This window comes from Aeromonas sp. QDB11 (assembly GCF_027705265.1).
GTDB classification, from domain to species: domain Bacteria; phylum Pseudomonadota; class Gammaproteobacteria; order Enterobacterales; family Aeromonadaceae; genus Aeromonas; species Aeromonas allosaccharophila.
This window is the reverse complement of the sequence record NZ_JAPDBM010000003.1, coordinates 30,078-45,422: the sequence shown is the minus strand read 5'-3', so window position 1 is coordinate 45,422 and position 15,345 is coordinate 30,078. Positions and strand designations below refer to the sequence as shown.

The following is a 15,345-nucleotide window of genomic DNA, read 5'->3' as shown; positions in this document are numbered from 1 at the left end:
CCATAAAGGAACGTTATGCTGATTGTGGTTTCCCCGGCCAAGACGCTGGATTACGAGTCACCGCTGGTGACCCCCCGTTTCACCCAACCCGAGCTGCTGGATCACTCCGCCGAGCTGATTAGCCGGGCCCGCCAACTGAGCCCGGCTCAGATTGCTAGCCTGATGAAGATCAGCGACAAGCTGGCGGGCCTCAACGCCGCCCGGTTTGCGCAGTGGCAGCCAGATTTTACCTCTGCCAATGCCCGTCAGGCGCTGCTGGCCTTCAAGGGAGATGTCTACACCGGATTGGCAGTGGAGGATTTCAGCGAGGCCGATTTTGACTTCGCTCAGGCACACCTGCGGATGCTCTCCGGCCTCTACGGCGTGCTGCGCCCCCTCGATCTGATGATGCCCTACCGGCTGGAGATGGGGACCAGGCTCGACAATAGCCGTGGCAAGGATCTCTACCAGTTCTGGGGCGAGGTGATCACTCACCATCTCAATGAGGCGTTGGCCGCGCAGGGGGATGAGGTGCTGATCAATCTGGCCTCCGACGAGTATTTCAAGTCGGTACGGCCCAAGAGCCTGAAAGGGCGGATCGTCACCCCGGTGTTCAAGGATGAGAAGAACGGCCAGTTCAAGATCATCAGCTTCTACGCCAAGAAGGCGCGCGGCATGATGGCCCGCCACATCATCAAGCACCGTCTGACCGAGGTGGAGCAACTGACCGGTTTCAACGCCGATGGTTACTATTTCGTGCCGGAAGAGTCGGACGCCAGCACCCTGATGTTTAAACGCGCCGAAAATTAATTACAAAAAGAGGGAACCAATCTTTCGACCCGCGGGTCTGAATATGTGAATCCTCTGTTGTAAGCACTTTTTATTCGCCGACGTTTGATACGTCGGCTTTTTTATTGCCGTTTTTATTGTCCATCGATTGCCTTCGCCGGGCCTATGTGGTTCAGATAGACTCAAGACAGGGAGTGAGTTGTCGCGAGGTGAATATGGAACAGAAAAATGCCATTCGGCAGCTTGCCGTACCTTGGGCTCCGTCCCGCCAGCTACCGCCCGGTCTGGTTGTGGCAGAGCTGCATCAGGATCTCTGGAGTGACTCCCTGACCATCATGCTGGGACGGGCACGCAGTATCGATCTGCCCCCGCAAATCCTCTGTCGGGTCTATTTTCGTCACATCTATGCCCTGCGGGTGATCGAGGATTGCGATCTGGCCGAGGGGAAGGATAGCCATGCCATCGAAGAGCAGATCCAGCTCATTACCCCATCCCGTTTTGCCAGCTGGTTTCATCAGGAGTCGGACGGTCTGCATCTGGACGAAGATCTGCAGCACTATCGCATCTCGACCTGGGATTATTGCGCCGATGTGCTGACCTCCTCGGCGCCGGAACTGCAGTTCCTGCCCCAGAGCGAGTAGCCAGCGGTCACGCTAGAGGCGAAGGGGGATCCTTCGCCTCTTGTGTTTGTGGAGGTGTAGATCGTGCGATGCTCAGGTCACTCAGCCAGAGGGGGGGCCTGTTGCGTTGGCACAAAAAAAGCGCCTCAGAGGAGGCGCGGGGAAAAAGACAGATTGGAAGCGTCACATGGGTGCTACTTGAATCAGCGAATGAGCCGTGCCATTCAAGTATGAAGCCATCATGCCAAGCTCAATCTGAAGGTGTTCTGAGGCGATTCTTCATTTTATGTTCATCTTGTCAGTAAACACCGACCACTGGCTGAAAGCCTTTTCATTGCTGCGGCCAGAGGATGTGCAACTGGAGCATGAACCACACACAGGTTTACGGTGCCAGCTCGAATGCTGTGCCGGTCTGTTCCAGAGCCAGCAACCAGCGCTTGATGGGAATGCCGCCTGCATAGCCGGTCAGATCGCCGCGGCGTCCGATCACCCGATGGCAGGGCACTATGATGCTGAGCGGATTGCGCCCGTTGGCAGCGCCCACCGCTCGCACCGCCTTGGGATTGCCGATAGCCTGGGCAATCTCGAGGTAGCTGACGGTTTCGCCATAGGGGATATCGCACAAAGCGTTCCATACCGTTTGCTGGAACGGGGTGCCCCGAGCGGCCATGGGCAGGTCGAAGAGCTGCAACTTCCCGGCGAAATAGGCGTTGAACTGGGCAAGATAGGGTGCCAGCGCCTTGTCATCCTTTTGCCAGTCAGCTTGCGGCATGACGGGCCGCTCCCCGTGCATAAACTCGACGTGGCGCAGGCCATCCTGATCGATGGCGACCAGCAGGGGGCCGCGGGCGCTGTCGCAAAAACTGTATCTCATCGGCTGATATCCTTTGGAGGCTGGAGGCTCAGTCCAGAACCGGCTTGCCGCGGGCGGATTTGATATCCCCCTTGCGCTTTTTGGCATCGACTCGCTTGCGCTGGGAGCTTCGGGTCGGCTTGGTGGCATGACGAGCCTTGGGGCGCCAGGCTGCTTTCTTCAGCAACTCCACCAGACGGCTCATCGCCTCCTTGCGGTTCATGTCCTGGCTGCGATGGCTCTCGACCCGGATCATGATAAAGCCGTCGTGTACCCGGCTGTCGCTCAGCTTGTCGAGACCTTCTTTGTATAGCGGCGTCAGGCTGGGAGAGCTGCGGTAATCGAAGCGCAACCAGACGGCGGAGTCGGTCTTGTTGACGTGCTGTCCGCCGTTGCCCTGTGCCCGCATGGTCTGGAATTGCAGCTCATGCCAGGGAATCGTGACGCTGTTGGAGATAACTAACATGCTGTTTTGCTCTTGTTTGGTGCATACCCGCTGGCCGCTGCAGCATGGTGCCTCATTATGGGGCGCACTGGCCGGTTATGGGGATGTGCCTGGCGAATGGCGCTGGCATTAAACTCTATCTATATGAAATAAAACAATAAAAATACTTGGCATAAGAATTGAAACCCGATTCATGACACACCATGGATTGGGAGCAACCAGATGAAGCTGATTAGTGCGATTATCAAACCGTTCAAGTTGGACGATGTCCGCGAGGCTATTGCCAACCTGGGGGTGGAAGGGCTGACCGTGTCCGAGGTCAAGGGATTTGGCCGCCAGAAGGGACACACCGAATTATACCGGGGAGCAGAGTATCAGGTCGACTTCCTGCCCAAGGTGAAGCTGGAGATTGCCACCGCCGATGATAACGTGGAAGGGGTGATCGAGGCGATCTGCAAGGCCGCCTATACCGGCAAGATCGGCGACGGCAAGATTTTTGTCTACGACTTGCTGCAGGCGGTGCGCATCCGCACCGGCGAGAGTGACGACGAGGCGCTGTGATGAATTGCATCCGTGACGTGCAGATCTGCTGACCTTCCGACCTTGGGGAATCCCGATGGGGTGAGCGCTTATTGAAGCCTGATTAACAGGATGTGCTGGTCAGAAGAGGCCGGATGGGATTCCATCCGGCCTCTTTAATTTTATTGACGATTAAATATGTGAAGTACGATGGCGAGCGTTCTTGATCCGCTCATAAGATGTATGCAGAATGCAGAATGCAAACGGCAATCGTTATCACTCTGTATAGCTAATCAAGGAATGGATGATGAAAATGAAGATGTTGGCACTGGCTTTCTCTGCGTTGGCAGCTCAGTCGGCATTGGCGGCCGGGGAAGTGAATGTCTACTCCAACCGGCAGGATGAGCTGATCAAGCCCATCATCCAGCAGTTCGAGAAGGAATCGGGCATCAAGGTGAACGTGGTGTTCGCCAAAGAGGGGTTGAACGAGCGTCTGGAGCGGGAAGGTAAGCTCTCTCCGGCCGACCTGATGCTGACCGTCGATATCAGCCGTCTGACCGATCTGGTGGACAAGGGGCTGGTGCAGCCGGTGGATAGCAAGATCCTGCAGGAGAACATCCCTGCCATCTATCGTGATCCGGAGAACCGCTGGTTCGCCCTGACCACCCGGGTACGCGCCATCTACTCCAGCAAGGATCGTCTCGGCAAGCTCGACACTATCAGCTACGAAGATCTGGCCAAGCCTGAATTCAAAGGGAAAATCTGCACCCGCAGCGGCAAGCATGAGTACAATGTGGCGCTGGTCTCCTCGATGATTGCCCATCACGGCATGGCCGAGACCAAAACCTGGCTGGAAGGGGTCAAGGCCAACCTGGCGCGCAAGCCGCAGGGCAACGACCGGGATCAGGTCAAGGCGATCAAGGATGGTATCTGTGACGTGTCACTCGGCAACAGCTACTATCTGGGCGCCATGTTGAAGGATCCGGCGCAGAAGTCCTGGGCGGATGCGGTCTATATCAACTTCCCGAATCAGGCTGACCGCGGTGCCCACGTCAACGTGAGTGGCGTGGCCATGACCAAGTATGCCAAGAACAAGGCCGAGGCTCAGAAGCTGATGGAGTTTCTGGCAGGTGACACCGCCCAGCACATGTATGCGGACTTGAATGCCGAGTATCCGGTCAAGGCCGGGGTCGAGCCTTCCGCCATGGTCAAGTCCTGGGGCAGTTTCAAGTCTGACGCACTACCGGTCAGCGATTACGCCAAGCACCGCAAGGACGCCTTGCAGTTGCTGGATGAAGTGAAGTTCGACTTGTAATCAGATGGGGCCAACGGCCCCATCAACCTCTGTGGTCTCATGAAAAATTTTGGATGGATGACCGGCAGCTGGGCCATCGCCCTGCTGCTGGGTTTACCGGTTATTGCCCTGCTTTTCTCAGCCTTTTCGGCTGAGGGAGATCTCTTTCGCCACCTCGCCGATACCGTGCTACTCGACTATCTGGCCAATACCCTTGGGCTGGTGGTCGGCGTGGTGCTGCTCAGCCTGCTGTTTGGCGTGCCTACCGCCTGGCTGGTGGCCATGTGTCAGGTGCCGGGGCGCCGTGCCCTGCAGTGGGCCTTGATGCTGCCAATGGCCATGCCCTCCTATATCGTTGCCTACGTCTATACCGACCTGCTCGACTACTCGGGCCCGCTACAGGCCGGGTTGCGCGCACTCTTTAGCTGGAACAGTCCTACCGATTACTGGTTTCCTGCCATTCGCTCCCTCGGCGGCGCCGCCTGGGTGCTGGCGCTGGTGCTGTTTCCCTATGTCTATCTGCTGACCCGCGCCTCCTTTCTGGAGCAGTCGGTCAGCCTGATCCACTCCAGCCGCTTGCTCGGTTGTACCCCCTGGCAGAGCTTTCGCCGCCTCAGCCTGCCGCTGGCGCGCCCCGCCATCATGGTGGCGGTATCGCTGGTGGCGATGGAGACGTTGGCTGACTTCGCCACCGTTCACTTCTTTGCCATCAACACCCTGACCACAGCGGTCTACGACACCTGGCTCGGCTATGGCAGTCTGGCCACCGCGGCCAAACTCTCCTGTCTGATGCTGCTGGCGGTGGTGTTGTTGATCGCGCTGGAGCGCCGCTCGCGCAGTCGGCAGCAGGTGTTCCAGAAGTCCATGGGCCATGAGCAGCCGCTGCGCTATCCGCTCAAGGGGATTCGCCGCGCTCTGGCCGGTCTCTGGTGCTGGGGGCTGGTGCTGGCCGGTTTCGCTCTGCCGTTCGTCATCCTGCTTGACTACGGTGTGCGCTACTTCGAGTTGTCGTGGACGCCGGAGTTTGTTCGCTTTGCGGGTAACAGTCTGCTCATCTCGGCGCTGACCGCGCTATTGGCGATGGGGATCGCCCTGCTACTCGGTTTCTTCCGCCGCCTCGATGGCGGGATCAAGAGTCTGCTGCCTCTGCGCATCGCCGCCATGGGTTATGCCATGCCGGGCACCGTGCTGGCCATCGGGGTGCTGGTGCCGCTTACCGCCCTCGATTTTTCCATCAACGATCTGGCCGAGTGGCTGGGGCGTCAGGGACCGGGGTTGCTGCTGACCGGCACCATCACCGCTATCGTGTTTGGCTATCTGGTGCGCTTTGTGGCCATCGCCATCGGCTCGGTAGAGAGCAGCATGGGCAAGATCTCCCCCAGTCTCGACATGGCGGCCCGATCCCTGGGGCAGGGAGATGGCGGCATGCTGCGGCGGGTTCATCTGCCGCTGGTGCGCCGTGGTCTGTTTGCCGGTGCCATGCTGGTGTTCATCGAATCCATGAAGGAGCTGCCCGCGGCGCTGCTGCTGCGGCCGTTCAACTTCGATACCCTGGCGACCCACGTCTACCAGTTTGTCTCGGACGAGATGCTGGAGCGCGGCGCGCTGGGGGCCATCGTCATCGTGCTGGTGGGGCTGTTGCCGCTGATCTGGGTCAACCGCAGTCTGGACAGTCCGGGCCACTGAGTCGCCACGTCGGCCAATGAAATTGCATGCGGTGTGCTGATCCGAAAGGGTGCGCACCGCCAGAAACGAGAGGAAGTCAGCCTTGTCCTGTTTGCAGGTTGAAAATGTCAGTTGCCGTTACAACGGTCGCAATGTGCTGGAGCAGCTGTCCCTGACGGTGGCAGACAACGAGATCGTCTGTTTGTTGGGGGCGAGCGGCTGCGGCAAAACCACGCTGCTCAAGGCCATCGCCGGGCTACTGCCGCTGGCTGATGGCACTATTCGCCTCGGCGATACTCTGCTCGACGGGCCGGGTGCCAGCGTGCCGCCCGAGGCGCGCAATATCGGGATGATCTTTCAGGATTACGCCCTCTTCCCCCACCTGACGGTGGCCGACAACGTCGGCTTCGGTCTGACCCGGCTCGATCGCAGTGCCCGCCAGCAGCAGGTGGACGAGGCGCTGGCGCTGGTCAATCTGCAGGGGCTCGGGGATCGCTATCCGCACCAGCTCTCCGGCGGTCAGCAGCAGCGGGTGGCCATCGCCCGGGCGCTGGTCTGCAAGCCGCGGCTGATGCTGCTGGATGAGCCCTTCTCCAACATCGATACCCAGGTGCGGATGAAGCTGATCCTCGAGATCCGCGCCCTGCTCAAGCAGCAGGGGATCGGCGCCATCTTCGTCAGCCACAGCAAGGAGGAGGCGTTCGCCTTCGCCGATCGGCTGGCGCTGTTTCGCGCCGGTCACATCGAGCAGGTGGGTCAGCCGGAGCAGCTCTATCGCCGCCCGCAAAACCGCTTCGTGGCGGAGTTTCTCGGCGGGGTCAACTATCTGGCCGCCGAGGTGGTGGATAGCCACTGTGTGCAGACGGCGCTCGGGGTCATCTGTGGCAGCGAACCCCACGGCCGGGCGATGGGCGAGCAGTTGCAACTGATGCTCAGACCCCAGCAACTGCTGCTGGAGAGCGCCGCAGAGGGCGAGCTCAAGGTGGTGGAGCAGCAGTTCCTCGGCCACCATTGCCGGGTGCTGTTCGAGTGTGGCGATCTGCAGCTGGAGGCGAGCATTGGCGAGCCCCTTGAAGGGATGCGGGCACGGATCAAGGTCGCCCCTCATGGACTGGTGTTGTTTGACCCTTTGCCCTGAACGCGTGATATCGTCGTGAAATCAAAGAACTGGAACAACTCTGGTTTATAATCGCGCAACGCAAATAGCCCGTAACGCTAACGCCTACTCAGGGGAGAGATATATGAAAGCCCAAGCCGGGATCTGCGCAGAGCCGAATCTGCACGCCCTCTATCTGATGTTCAATCGCACCGGCGATGCCGCCGAACTGGTCGGCCGTCTGGCCAAACTGCCCGCCCTGTGGCAGGCGGTCGCCGCCGATTTCCCCGATGCCGGTTTCAGCGGTCTGGTTGCCGTTGGCGCCGATGCCTGGGATGGTCTCTACCCTGCCGCCCGTCCGCCCCAGTTCCGCAGCTTTATGGCGCAATCCGCCAACGGTCAGGAAGCGCCCAACACCCCGTTTGATCTCTTTATTCAGCTGCGCGCCGATCGGGTGGATGTACTGCACCACGCCGGTCACCGCGTGATGGCGCTGCTGGCTGGACTGGTCGAGCTGGCCGAAGAGGTGCGCGGTTTCCGCAATCTGGATTTCCGTGACCTGACCGGTTTCGTTGACGGCACCGAGAACCCGCAGGATGAGCACCGTGCCGAAGTGGCGCTGCTGGCCGAGGGCGAGTTTGCCGGTGGCTCCTACATCCACGTTCAGCGCTGGGTACACGCCATGAGTGACTGGGAGAAGCTGGCGCAGAAAGAGCAGGAAGACATTATCGGTCGTACCAAGCCCGACAACATCGAGTATGAGTCTGCCGCCAAACCGCTGACCGCCCACATCAAGCGGGTCAACCTCAAGACGCCGAAAGGGGAGTCCATGGAGATCCTGCGCCAGAGCATGCCCTGGGGCACCATGACCGAGCAGGGGCTCTACTTCATCTCCTGCTGCCGCACTCCGCAGCACTTCAACGCCATGCTGGCCAGCATGTACAAGGGGGAGGGTAGCCACTTCGACCACCTGCTGCGCTTCACCAAGGCGGTGACCGGTGCCGCTTTCTTCGCCCCATCGGAGGGTTTTCTGATGGCGCAGGGCAAATAAGCCCGCCTGACGAAGCTGCAGAAAACAAAAATCCCGGCCTTGGCCGGGATTTTTCGTTCTGGCTTGACCGCTATGACGCGGTAGCGGCCATTATGGCGTCTGTTCGAACAGCTCGAGGGCGGAGAGGTAGAGTTCTTCGATATCGGTGTCGCTGGTCGGGGTGATGAAGATGGTGTCATCACCGGCGATGGTGCCGAGGATCCCCTCTGCCTTGCCGAGGGAGTCGAGCAGGCGGGCGATCAGCTGGGCTGCTCCCGGGCTGGTGTGGATCACCACCAGTGCGCCGTTGTGATCGACGTCCAGCACCAGATTCTTGAGCGGGCTGGAGGTGGTGGGCACGCCCAGTTCCACTGGCAGGCAGTAGACCATCTCCATCTTGGCATTGCGAGTGCGAACGGCGCCGAAGCGGCTCAGCATGCGCGATACCTTGGACTGGTTGATGTTCTCGAAGCCCAGCTCTTGCAGGGCGGTGACGATTTCTGCCTGGGAGCCAAAGCGCTCTTCTTTCAGCAAGGCTTTAAAGGCCTTGGCCAGTTTTTCTTGCTTGTCGTTGTGTTTCATCTTGGTCTCACGAATGAGGAGGTGTGGCGGCCTGTGCGATACAGGCGGCAGATACGAACAGCGGGGCCATTTTGCATTCATATGCCGTTTTTTGCAAGGAAGCGGCGCTTGTTCTGCATATTGATTCAAAAATGGCTTGCATCAACCTTTATTAGGGATAGAATCGGGATGAAATTTTGAAAACTTATTCAATTTGGCTGTATGGGTATTGAATTAATAGGTATCGAGAAGTCCTGGCACAAGGTGCCGGTTCTGCAACAGGTCAGCTTTCGGACATCCCCCGGTGAAACCTTGGTGTTGCTGGGCCCGAGCGGTGCTGGTAAGAGTTCCCTGCTACGGATGATGAACCTGCTGGATACCCCGGATGCGGGTGTTCTGCGGATTGGCGAAAGTGAATTTTCTTTCCCGAACTCCCTCTCTGCTGCCGAATTCAACCGCCAGTCCCAACTGCTGCGTCGCAAGGTGGGGATGGTGTTCCAGCAGTACAATCTCTGGCCACATCTCACTGTGATGGAGAATCTGATTGAAGCGCCGGTCAAGGTGCTCGGCATGAGCAAGGAGGCCGCCATCGAGAAGGGGGCCTACCTGCTGGCCCAGCTGCAACTGGCCGACAAGCGCGATGCCTGGCCTGCCCGTCTCTCCGGCGGTCAGCAGCAGCGGGTGGCCATTGCCCGTACCCTGATGATGGACCCGGAAGTGCTGCTGTTTGACGAGCCGACAGCTGCCCTCGATCCCGAGATCACCAAGGAGGTGGCCGAGATCATCCGCAACCTGAGCCAGACCGGCATTACCCAGGTGGTGGTGACCCACGAGGTCGACTTTGCCCGCAAGGTGGCCAGCCAGGTGATTTATCTGGAGAAGGGGCGGATCATCGAATCCGGCACCGCTGCCATTTTCCAATCCCCGCAAACCAGCCGGTTTGCCGAATTCTTGATGCATTGATATTGAATCGATAAGGAAGCTGTCATGAAAAAGAGTCTGTTGTTGGTTGCTGCCATGGGCCTGTTGAGTACCTCCGTCATGGCCAAAGAGATCAAGTTCGCCACCGAGGCCACCTACGCGCCGTTCGAATACCTGGATGACAAGAACGAGTTTCAGGGTTTTGACATCGATCTGGCCCGTGCCATCTGCGAGCAGGCCAAGCTGGAGTGCAGCTTCCACAACCAGGCCTTTGACAGCCTGATCCCCAGCCTCAAATTCCGTCGCTATGATGCCGCCATTGCCGCCATGGACGTAACCCCTGAGCGCTCCGCGCAGGTCGATTTCTCTGACATCTACTACGAGAACTCGGCAGTATTCGTCGCCAAGAAAGGGGCCTTCAAGGGGCCGGAAGAGATGGTAGACAAGACAGTCGGCGTGCAGAACGGTACCTCTCACCAGTCCTATCTGGTGGATAACTGGGTGAGCAAGGGCCTGCTGACCGTGCCGTACGCCAGCTACCAGAGCGCCTTCCTCGACATGATGAATGGTCGTACCGACGGTGTGTTTGCCGATACCGCCGTTGCTGCCGATTGGCTGAAGCAGCACAAGGAGTATGCGGTGGTGGGTGCGCCAGTGACCGATGCCAAGTACTTCGGTACCGGCTTTGGCATCGCGGTCGCCAAGGGCAATCAGGAGCTGCTGACCCAGCTGAACAAGGGGCTGGCCGAGATCAAGGCCAACGGCACCTATCAGAAAATCTTCGACAAATACTTCGCGCAGTAAGCCATGTTGAGCCTGTTGTTGGATGCAGCCTGGATGACCCTCGGGCTGGCCTTGGCATCACTGGTCGGGGGCATGGTGTTGGCACTGGCGTTCAGTGCCGCCGAGCTCAGCAAGCAGCGTGCGCTGGTGTGGCCGGTGGCCACCCTGACCACGCTGATCCGTGGCCTGCCCGAGTTGCTGGTGGTGCTGTTCATCTACTTCGGCTCGACCCAGGTGCTGTTCCTCATCACCGGCGAGTATGTGGAGTTCAGCCCGTTCGCCTGCGGCGTGCTGGCGCTCTCCCTGCTGTTTGCCAGCTATGCGACCCAGACCCTGCGGGCGGCGCTCAATGCGGTGCCTGCCGGGCAGCGGTTGGCGGCGATGGCGCTCGGTCTTGGCAAGGGCCACATCTTCTTTCGTATCGTGCTGCCGCAGGCGTGGCGTCACGCCCTGCCGGGCCTCGGCAACCAGTGGCTGGTATTGCTGAAAGATACCGCGCTGGTGTCGCTGATCGGGGTGAACGAGATGATGCGTCAGGCGCAGATGGCCTCGGCCAGTACCTATCAGCCCTTCACCTGGTATGCCGCTGCGGCCCTCATCTATCTGGCTATCAGTCTGGTGAGCGAGTACGGCCTCGGGCTCGCTGCCCGCTACACCCGCCGCTACGGAGGCTAACCGATGCAAGAGTATCTCGTCACTTTGCTGGGCGGTCTGGTCACCACGCTGGAGCTGACCCTGTTCAGCCTGCTGCTGGGGATAGCTCTGGCGGCCCTGATGACCTGGGTGCTGGAGTTGCGCCTGCCGGTGGCGACCCAGCTGGTACAGTTGTGGGTGCTGATCTTTACCGGTACGCCGCTACTCATTCAGATCTTCCTGATTTACTACGGGCCGGGGCAGTTCGAGTGGCTGAAAGCCAGCCCGCTCTGGCCGCTGCTCAAGCAGCCCTGGTTCTGCGCCGTGCTGGCGCTGGGTCTCAACACGGCGGCCTACTCCACCCGGTTGTTCAAGGGGGCGCTCGATGCCATCCCGGCCGGTGAGGTGGAAGCGTGCCGGGCGCTGGGTTTCTCCTCCGGGCAAACCCTCTGGATGAAGGTGCGCCACGCGGCCCGTCATCTGGTGCCTGCCTACTCCAACGAGGTGATCCTGGTGCTCAAGGGGAGTTCCCTCGCCAGTACCATCACCATCATGGACATCATGGGGCTGGCGCAGGGGTTGAATGCCCAGACCTACGATACCCTGGCGGTGTTCGGGGTGGCTGGCGGGCTTTATCTGGCGATGAACGGATTGTTAACAATTGGTTTTCGCTGGTGTGAAAAACGGGCGTTGGCATTTCAATCCTGAAACCTTCATAACTACCTCTTTATGGTAAGGAGAAGTGCAGAAAAACTGTGCTTCTCCTCCAACTTTTTGTATTTCCCTCCAATTTTTGCTCCCGCGTGTTTCGTGGCTCACAGAACCCGTGACTGCAACTGTTATCAGATTGTTTTTTATGGGGGGATCCATTAAGGTTGGGCGCACAACAAGAAACAACCTTAAACCTACGCTTAAACATGGAGTTGATCATGAAAGTTGCCGTTCTGGGTGCCGCTGGTGGCATCGGTCAAGCCCTCGCTCTGCTGTTGAAAAACCGTCTGCCGGCTGGCTCCGAGCTGAGCCTGTATGACATCGCCCCGGTCACCCCGGGTGTGGCCGTTGACCTCAGTCATATTCCTACCGACGTCGCCATCAAGGGCTTCTGCGGTGAAGATCCGACTCCTGCGCTGGTTGGGGCCGATGTGGTGCTGATCTCCGCCGGTGTGGCACGCAAGCCGGGGATGGATCGCTCCGACCTGTTCAACATCAACGCCGGTATCGTCAAGAATCTGGTCGAGAAGTGTGCGGCCACTTGCCCGAAAGCACTGATCGGCATCATCACCAACCCGGTCAACACCACTGTGGCCATCGCCGCCGAAGTGCTGAAGAAAGCCGGTGTCTATGACAAGCGTCGTCTGTTCGGTGTCACCACCCTGGACGTGATCCGCGCCGAGACCTTCGTGGCCGCCGCCAAAGGGCTGAACATCGACAAGGTACGCGTCAACGTGATCGGTGGTCACAGTGGCGTGACCATTCTGCCGCTGCTCTCCCAGATTGAAGGAGCCTCCTTCACTGCTGAAGAAGTAGCTGCCATGACCAAGCGCATCCAGAATGCCGGTACCGAAGTGGTGGAAGCCAAAGCCGGTGGCGGTTCTGCGACCCTATCCATGGGTCAGGCGGCTTGCCGCTTCGGTCTCTCCCTCATCAAGGGTCTGCAGGGCGAAGCCAACGTCATCGAGTGTGCCTACGTGGAAGGCAACGGCGAGCACGCCACCTTCTTCGCGCAGCCGGTACTGCTGGGCAAGAACGGCGTCGAAACCGTACTGGATTACGGCAAGCTGAGCGCGTTCGAGCAGGAAGCGATGGAAGGCATGCTGGCTACCCTGAAAGCCGATATCCAGCTGGGTGTCGATTTCGTCAAGTAAGCGGGTCAACCGTGCCAACAAGGGAGCTTCGGCTCCCTTTTGTATTGATGAGATCCGCCCGGCAGGCTAAGGGGATGGGGGTTGGTGCCGATAACAGAGTGCAGCAGGAGATCCTTATGATGAAACCCCTTACCCTTCTCGTTCTTGTCGGTGCATTCAGCGCGCCCCTCTATGGCGCCGAGGCGGTATCGGCTGCCGTATCGAGCGATGCGCCAGCGGTCACTGCCTCGACACCGACCGCAAGCAGTGCTGTGGTGGCAACGGCGCCTGTCTCTGCTGCTACGCCTGCGCCCTCTGAGGCTGCCCCCGTCTTGCTCCCGGCCGAGCCGGCCACACCGGTCGCCAGCAGTGGCGAGGGAGCCGCACCGCTGCCACAACCGGTGGAACCCGCTGCTGCGGTTGCACCTCCCGCGCCACTGGCCGCTGGCGAGTTGCAGGCGGTGCCACTCTATCGTCAGGACGAGCTGCTCAACTGGATTGAGCAGGGGCGTCATCTCACTCAGGTTAAGCAGGATCGCTGTCAGCTGACTCAGGATATCGAAGCGCGTGCCTCGGTGATGAAGATCCCGGCCTATCAGTACCTCTGGGGGGATATGCTGGCGTGGGGCGTCTGTACCAAGCCCAATGCCGAACTCGGAGTGCAATATATGTGGGAGGCGGCCAATCAGGGGTTGGCGCCGGCGCTGGAGCAGCTGGGTCGCTACTACTGGAAAGGAACTATGGTGCAGAAGGATCTGGTGCGAGCCGAGACCCTGATGCGCGAGGCGGCCAGCCTCGGTTTTCTGCGGGCCCGCATCGAGTGGGTCGAGATGCTGCTGCAGGGGATGGGCAGTCCGCTCGATTATGAGGATGCCTACCGTTGGCTCCATGGCGCAGTCATCGGTGACAAGGCGCTGCACCAGAAGGCGGCGAGTCTGCTCAGCCGTCTTGGCAACCGGATGCCGGCCAACGTGGTGGCCCGCGCCAAGGCGATGCACTGATCCAACAAAATGACCCACAGATCTGCATCTGTGGGTCCGGTTCCAGCCGCCGTGCCATGACAGGCCGGAACCTTCCTCCGTTATATGGCCGTCCGCGCCTTAGAGATCTTGATGGGGGCCAAAAACTTCATAATGGAGCTGATCGGCCGGCACCCCCGCCGCCAGCAGCTGCCGCTTGATCTCCTGCATGAAGCCGAGGGGGCCACAGAAGTAATAGTGAGCCTCTGGCGTGATGCGTTCCTTCACTGCGGTCAGATCCATGGTGCCGGAAAGGTCGTAATCTTCGCCCGGCACATCACTGGCCTCCGGCTCCCGATACCAGACCCGGCTCAGCAAGTTGGGATGCTGGCGGGATTTTTGCTGAATATCCTCCCGGAAGGCGTGCACTGCGCCCTGTTCGCAGGCGTGCAGCCAGGTGATATCGGCCTGATGGCCGCTTGTCAGCAGCTGGTTGAGCATGCTCATCATCGGCGTCACGCCAACACCGGCGGAGAGCAGTACCACCGGGGTCTGGCTGTCGGCTTTCAGGTAGAAATCGCCAGTGGGGGGCATCACCTCGATCTTGTCGCCCGCCTGCAGGTGATCGTGCAGCAGGTTGGAGACCTGACCCTGCGGCTCGCGTTTGACGCTGATGCGGTAATCCTGCCCGTTGGGGGCATCGGAGAGGGAGTACTGGCGGATCTCCTGATATTCGAGCTCGGGGTGAACCAGCTTGATGCTGAGGTATTGGCCCGGTTTGAAGTCCAATACCGGCTTGCCATCTTCCGGCGCCAGCAGAAAGGAGGTGATGATGGCGCTCTCGGCCCGCTTCTCCTTGATGATGAAGCTGCGGGTACCTTGCCAACCGCCATCCTGATTGGCCTTTTCCTGATAGATCTCCCGCTCGCGGCCGATGAAGATGTCGGCCAGCACGCCATACGCCTTGCCCCATGCCTCCAGCACCTCGTCGGTGACCGCACTTCCACCCAATTCTTTGAGCGTGGCCAAGAGATTACTACCTACAATGTGATATTGTTCCGGCTGGATCAGGAATCCGGTATGTTTGTGCGCAATCCGCTCGACCGCACCGGCGAGTGCCCCCAGATTGTCGATATTCCTGGCGTAAGCTGCGACCGCATTGAACAGGGCCAGCGGCTGGCCGCCGCTGCGTTGATGGGCCAGATTGAAGATATCTTTCAGCTCCGGGTTATGGCTGAACATCCGTTGATAGAAGTGCTGGGTAAGGGCCGGACCTGCCGATTCGAGCAGCGGAATGGTGCTTTTGATGACGGCAACGGTGGTTTGATCTAGCATAGGGGCCTCATTCTAATTG

At 59.5% G+C, this 15,345-nt stretch carries 17 protein-coding genes; 13 read left to right on the top strand and 4 right to left on the bottom strand.

The window, feature by feature from the left end:
• Positions 1–15 precede the first annotated feature (15 nt).
• Both yaaA and OKC40_RS01700 read left to right on the top strand, forming a co-directional pair.
• Complete coding sequence (gene yaaA, locus OKC40_RS01705; RefSeq protein ID WP_270793926.1) at positions 16–789, top strand: peroxide stress protein YaaA; 774 nt, start codon at positions 16–18, stop codon at positions 787–789.
• A 194-nt stretch (positions 790–983) separates the two neighbouring features.
• Complete coding sequence (locus OKC40_RS01700) at positions 984–1,409, top strand: hypothetical protein (RefSeq protein WP_042063174.1); 426 nt, start codon at positions 984–986, stop codon at positions 1,407–1,409.
• A 361-nt stretch (positions 1,410–1,770) separates the two neighbouring features.
• On the opposite strand, the gene OKC40_RS01695 is transcribed toward OKC40_RS01700, so the two are convergent.
• Both OKC40_RS01695 and arfB read right to left on the bottom strand, forming a co-directional pair.
• The gene (locus OKC40_RS01695) at positions 1,771–2,262 is read right to left on the bottom strand and encodes a methylated-DNA--[protein]-cysteine S-methyltransferase (protein ID WP_270793925.1); all 492 of its coding nucleotides are present in this window, start codon (positions 2,260–2,262) and stop codon (positions 1,771–1,773) included.
• Positions 2,263–2,290: 28 nt separating this feature from the next.
• Entirely contained in the window at positions 2,291–2,707 is a 417-nt protein-coding gene (arfB, locus tag OKC40_RS01690; RefSeq protein ID WP_075113904.1) for an alternative ribosome rescue aminoacyl-tRNA hydrolase ArfB, read from the bottom strand.
• A 201-nt stretch (positions 2,708–2,908) separates the two neighbouring features.
• On the opposite strand from arfB, the gene glnK reads away from it, so the two are divergent.
• The 5 genes from glnK (at position 2,909) to OKC40_RS01665 (ending at position 8,311) form a co-directional block, all read left to right on the top strand.
• Positions 2,909–3,247: a P-II family nitrogen regulator gene (gene glnK / locus OKC40_RS01685; RefSeq protein WP_005341406.1), complete on the top strand. Its 339-nt coding sequence runs from the start codon at positions 2,909–2,911 to the stop codon at positions 3,245–3,247.
• Positions 3,248–3,512: 265 nt separating this feature from the next.
• The gene (locus tag OKC40_RS01680) at positions 3,513–4,520 is read left to right on the top strand and encodes a Fe(3+) ABC transporter substrate-binding protein (protein WP_270793924.1); all 1,008 of its coding nucleotides are present in this window, start codon (positions 3,513–3,515) and stop codon (positions 4,518–4,520) included.
• Between the two features lie 39 nt (positions 4,521–4,559).
• The gene (locus OKC40_RS01675; protein WP_270793923.1) at positions 4,560–6,185 is read left to right on the top strand and encodes an ABC transporter permease; all 1,626 of its coding nucleotides are present in this window, start codon (positions 4,560–4,562) and stop codon (positions 6,183–6,185) included.
• A gap of 82 nt (positions 6,186–6,267) precedes the next feature.
• Positions 6,268–7,302 (top strand): ABC transporter ATP-binding protein, encoded by a 1,035-nt coding sequence (locus OKC40_RS01670; RefSeq protein WP_270793922.1) that lies wholly within the window; start codon positions 6,268–6,270, stop codon positions 7,300–7,302.
• 103 nt (positions 7,303–7,405) lie between these two features.
• Positions 7,406–8,311, top strand: coding sequence for a Dyp-type peroxidase (locus tag OKC40_RS01665; protein WP_064338814.1), 906 nt, complete (start codon positions 7,406–7,408; stop codon positions 8,309–8,311).
• Positions 8,312–8,401: 90 nt separating this feature from the next.
• Here OKC40_RS01665 and argR read toward each other — a convergent pair whose 3' ends face one another.
• Positions 8,402–8,872 carry a transcriptional regulator ArgR gene (gene argR / locus OKC40_RS01660; RefSeq protein ID WP_005340378.1) on the bottom strand — a complete coding sequence of 157 codons (471 nt, stop codon included), beginning with the start codon at positions 8,870–8,872 and terminating at the stop codon, positions 8,402–8,404.
• A gap of 201 nt (positions 8,873–9,073) precedes the next feature.
• On the opposite strand from argR, the gene OKC40_RS01655 reads away from it, so the two are divergent.
• The 6 genes from OKC40_RS01655 to OKC40_RS01630 all read left to right on the top strand — a co-directional run bounded on the left by OKC40_RS01655 (position 9,074) and on the right by OKC40_RS01630 (position 14,033).
• Positions 9,074–9,814, top strand: a complete 741-nt coding sequence (locus OKC40_RS01655; RefSeq protein ID WP_005357971.1) for an ATP-binding cassette domain-containing protein — start codon at positions 9,074–9,076, stop codon at positions 9,812–9,814.
• Between the two features lie 24 nt (positions 9,815–9,838).
• Positions 9,839–10,576 carry a transporter substrate-binding domain-containing protein gene (locus tag OKC40_RS01650; RefSeq protein ID WP_019445594.1) on the top strand — a complete coding sequence of 246 codons (738 nt, stop codon included), beginning with the start codon at positions 9,839–9,841 and terminating at the stop codon, positions 10,574–10,576.
• Between the two features lie 3 nt (positions 10,577–10,579).
• Complete coding sequence (gene artQ / locus OKC40_RS01645) at positions 10,580–11,230, top strand: arginine ABC transporter permease ArtQ (RefSeq protein WP_270793921.1); 651 nt, start codon at positions 10,580–10,582, stop codon at positions 11,228–11,230.
• 3 nt (positions 11,231–11,233) lie between these two features.
• Positions 11,234–11,896 carry an arginine ABC transporter permease ArtM gene (artM, locus tag OKC40_RS01640; protein WP_058053931.1) on the top strand — a complete coding sequence of 221 codons (663 nt, stop codon included), beginning with the start codon at positions 11,234–11,236 and terminating at the stop codon, positions 11,894–11,896.
• Between the two features lie 221 nt (positions 11,897–12,117).
• Positions 12,118–13,053: a malate dehydrogenase gene (mdh, locus tag OKC40_RS01635; protein ID WP_069554449.1), complete on the top strand. Its 936-nt coding sequence runs from the start codon at positions 12,118–12,120 to the stop codon at positions 13,051–13,053.
• A gap of 380 nt (positions 13,054–13,433) precedes the next feature.
• Positions 13,434–14,033 carry a tetratricopeptide repeat protein gene (locus OKC40_RS01630; RefSeq protein WP_410487625.1) on the top strand — a complete coding sequence of 200 codons (600 nt, stop codon included), beginning with the start codon at positions 13,434–13,436 and terminating at the stop codon, positions 14,031–14,033.
• Positions 14,034–14,132: 99 nt separating this feature from the next.
• Here the strand turns inward: OKC40_RS01630 and hmpA are convergent, their stop codons facing one another.
• Positions 14,133–15,326, bottom strand: coding sequence for an NO-inducible flavohemoprotein (gene hmpA / locus OKC40_RS01625; RefSeq protein ID WP_270793920.1), 1,194 nt, complete (start codon positions 15,324–15,326; stop codon positions 14,133–14,135).
• Positions 15,327–15,345 lie beyond the last annotated feature (19 nt).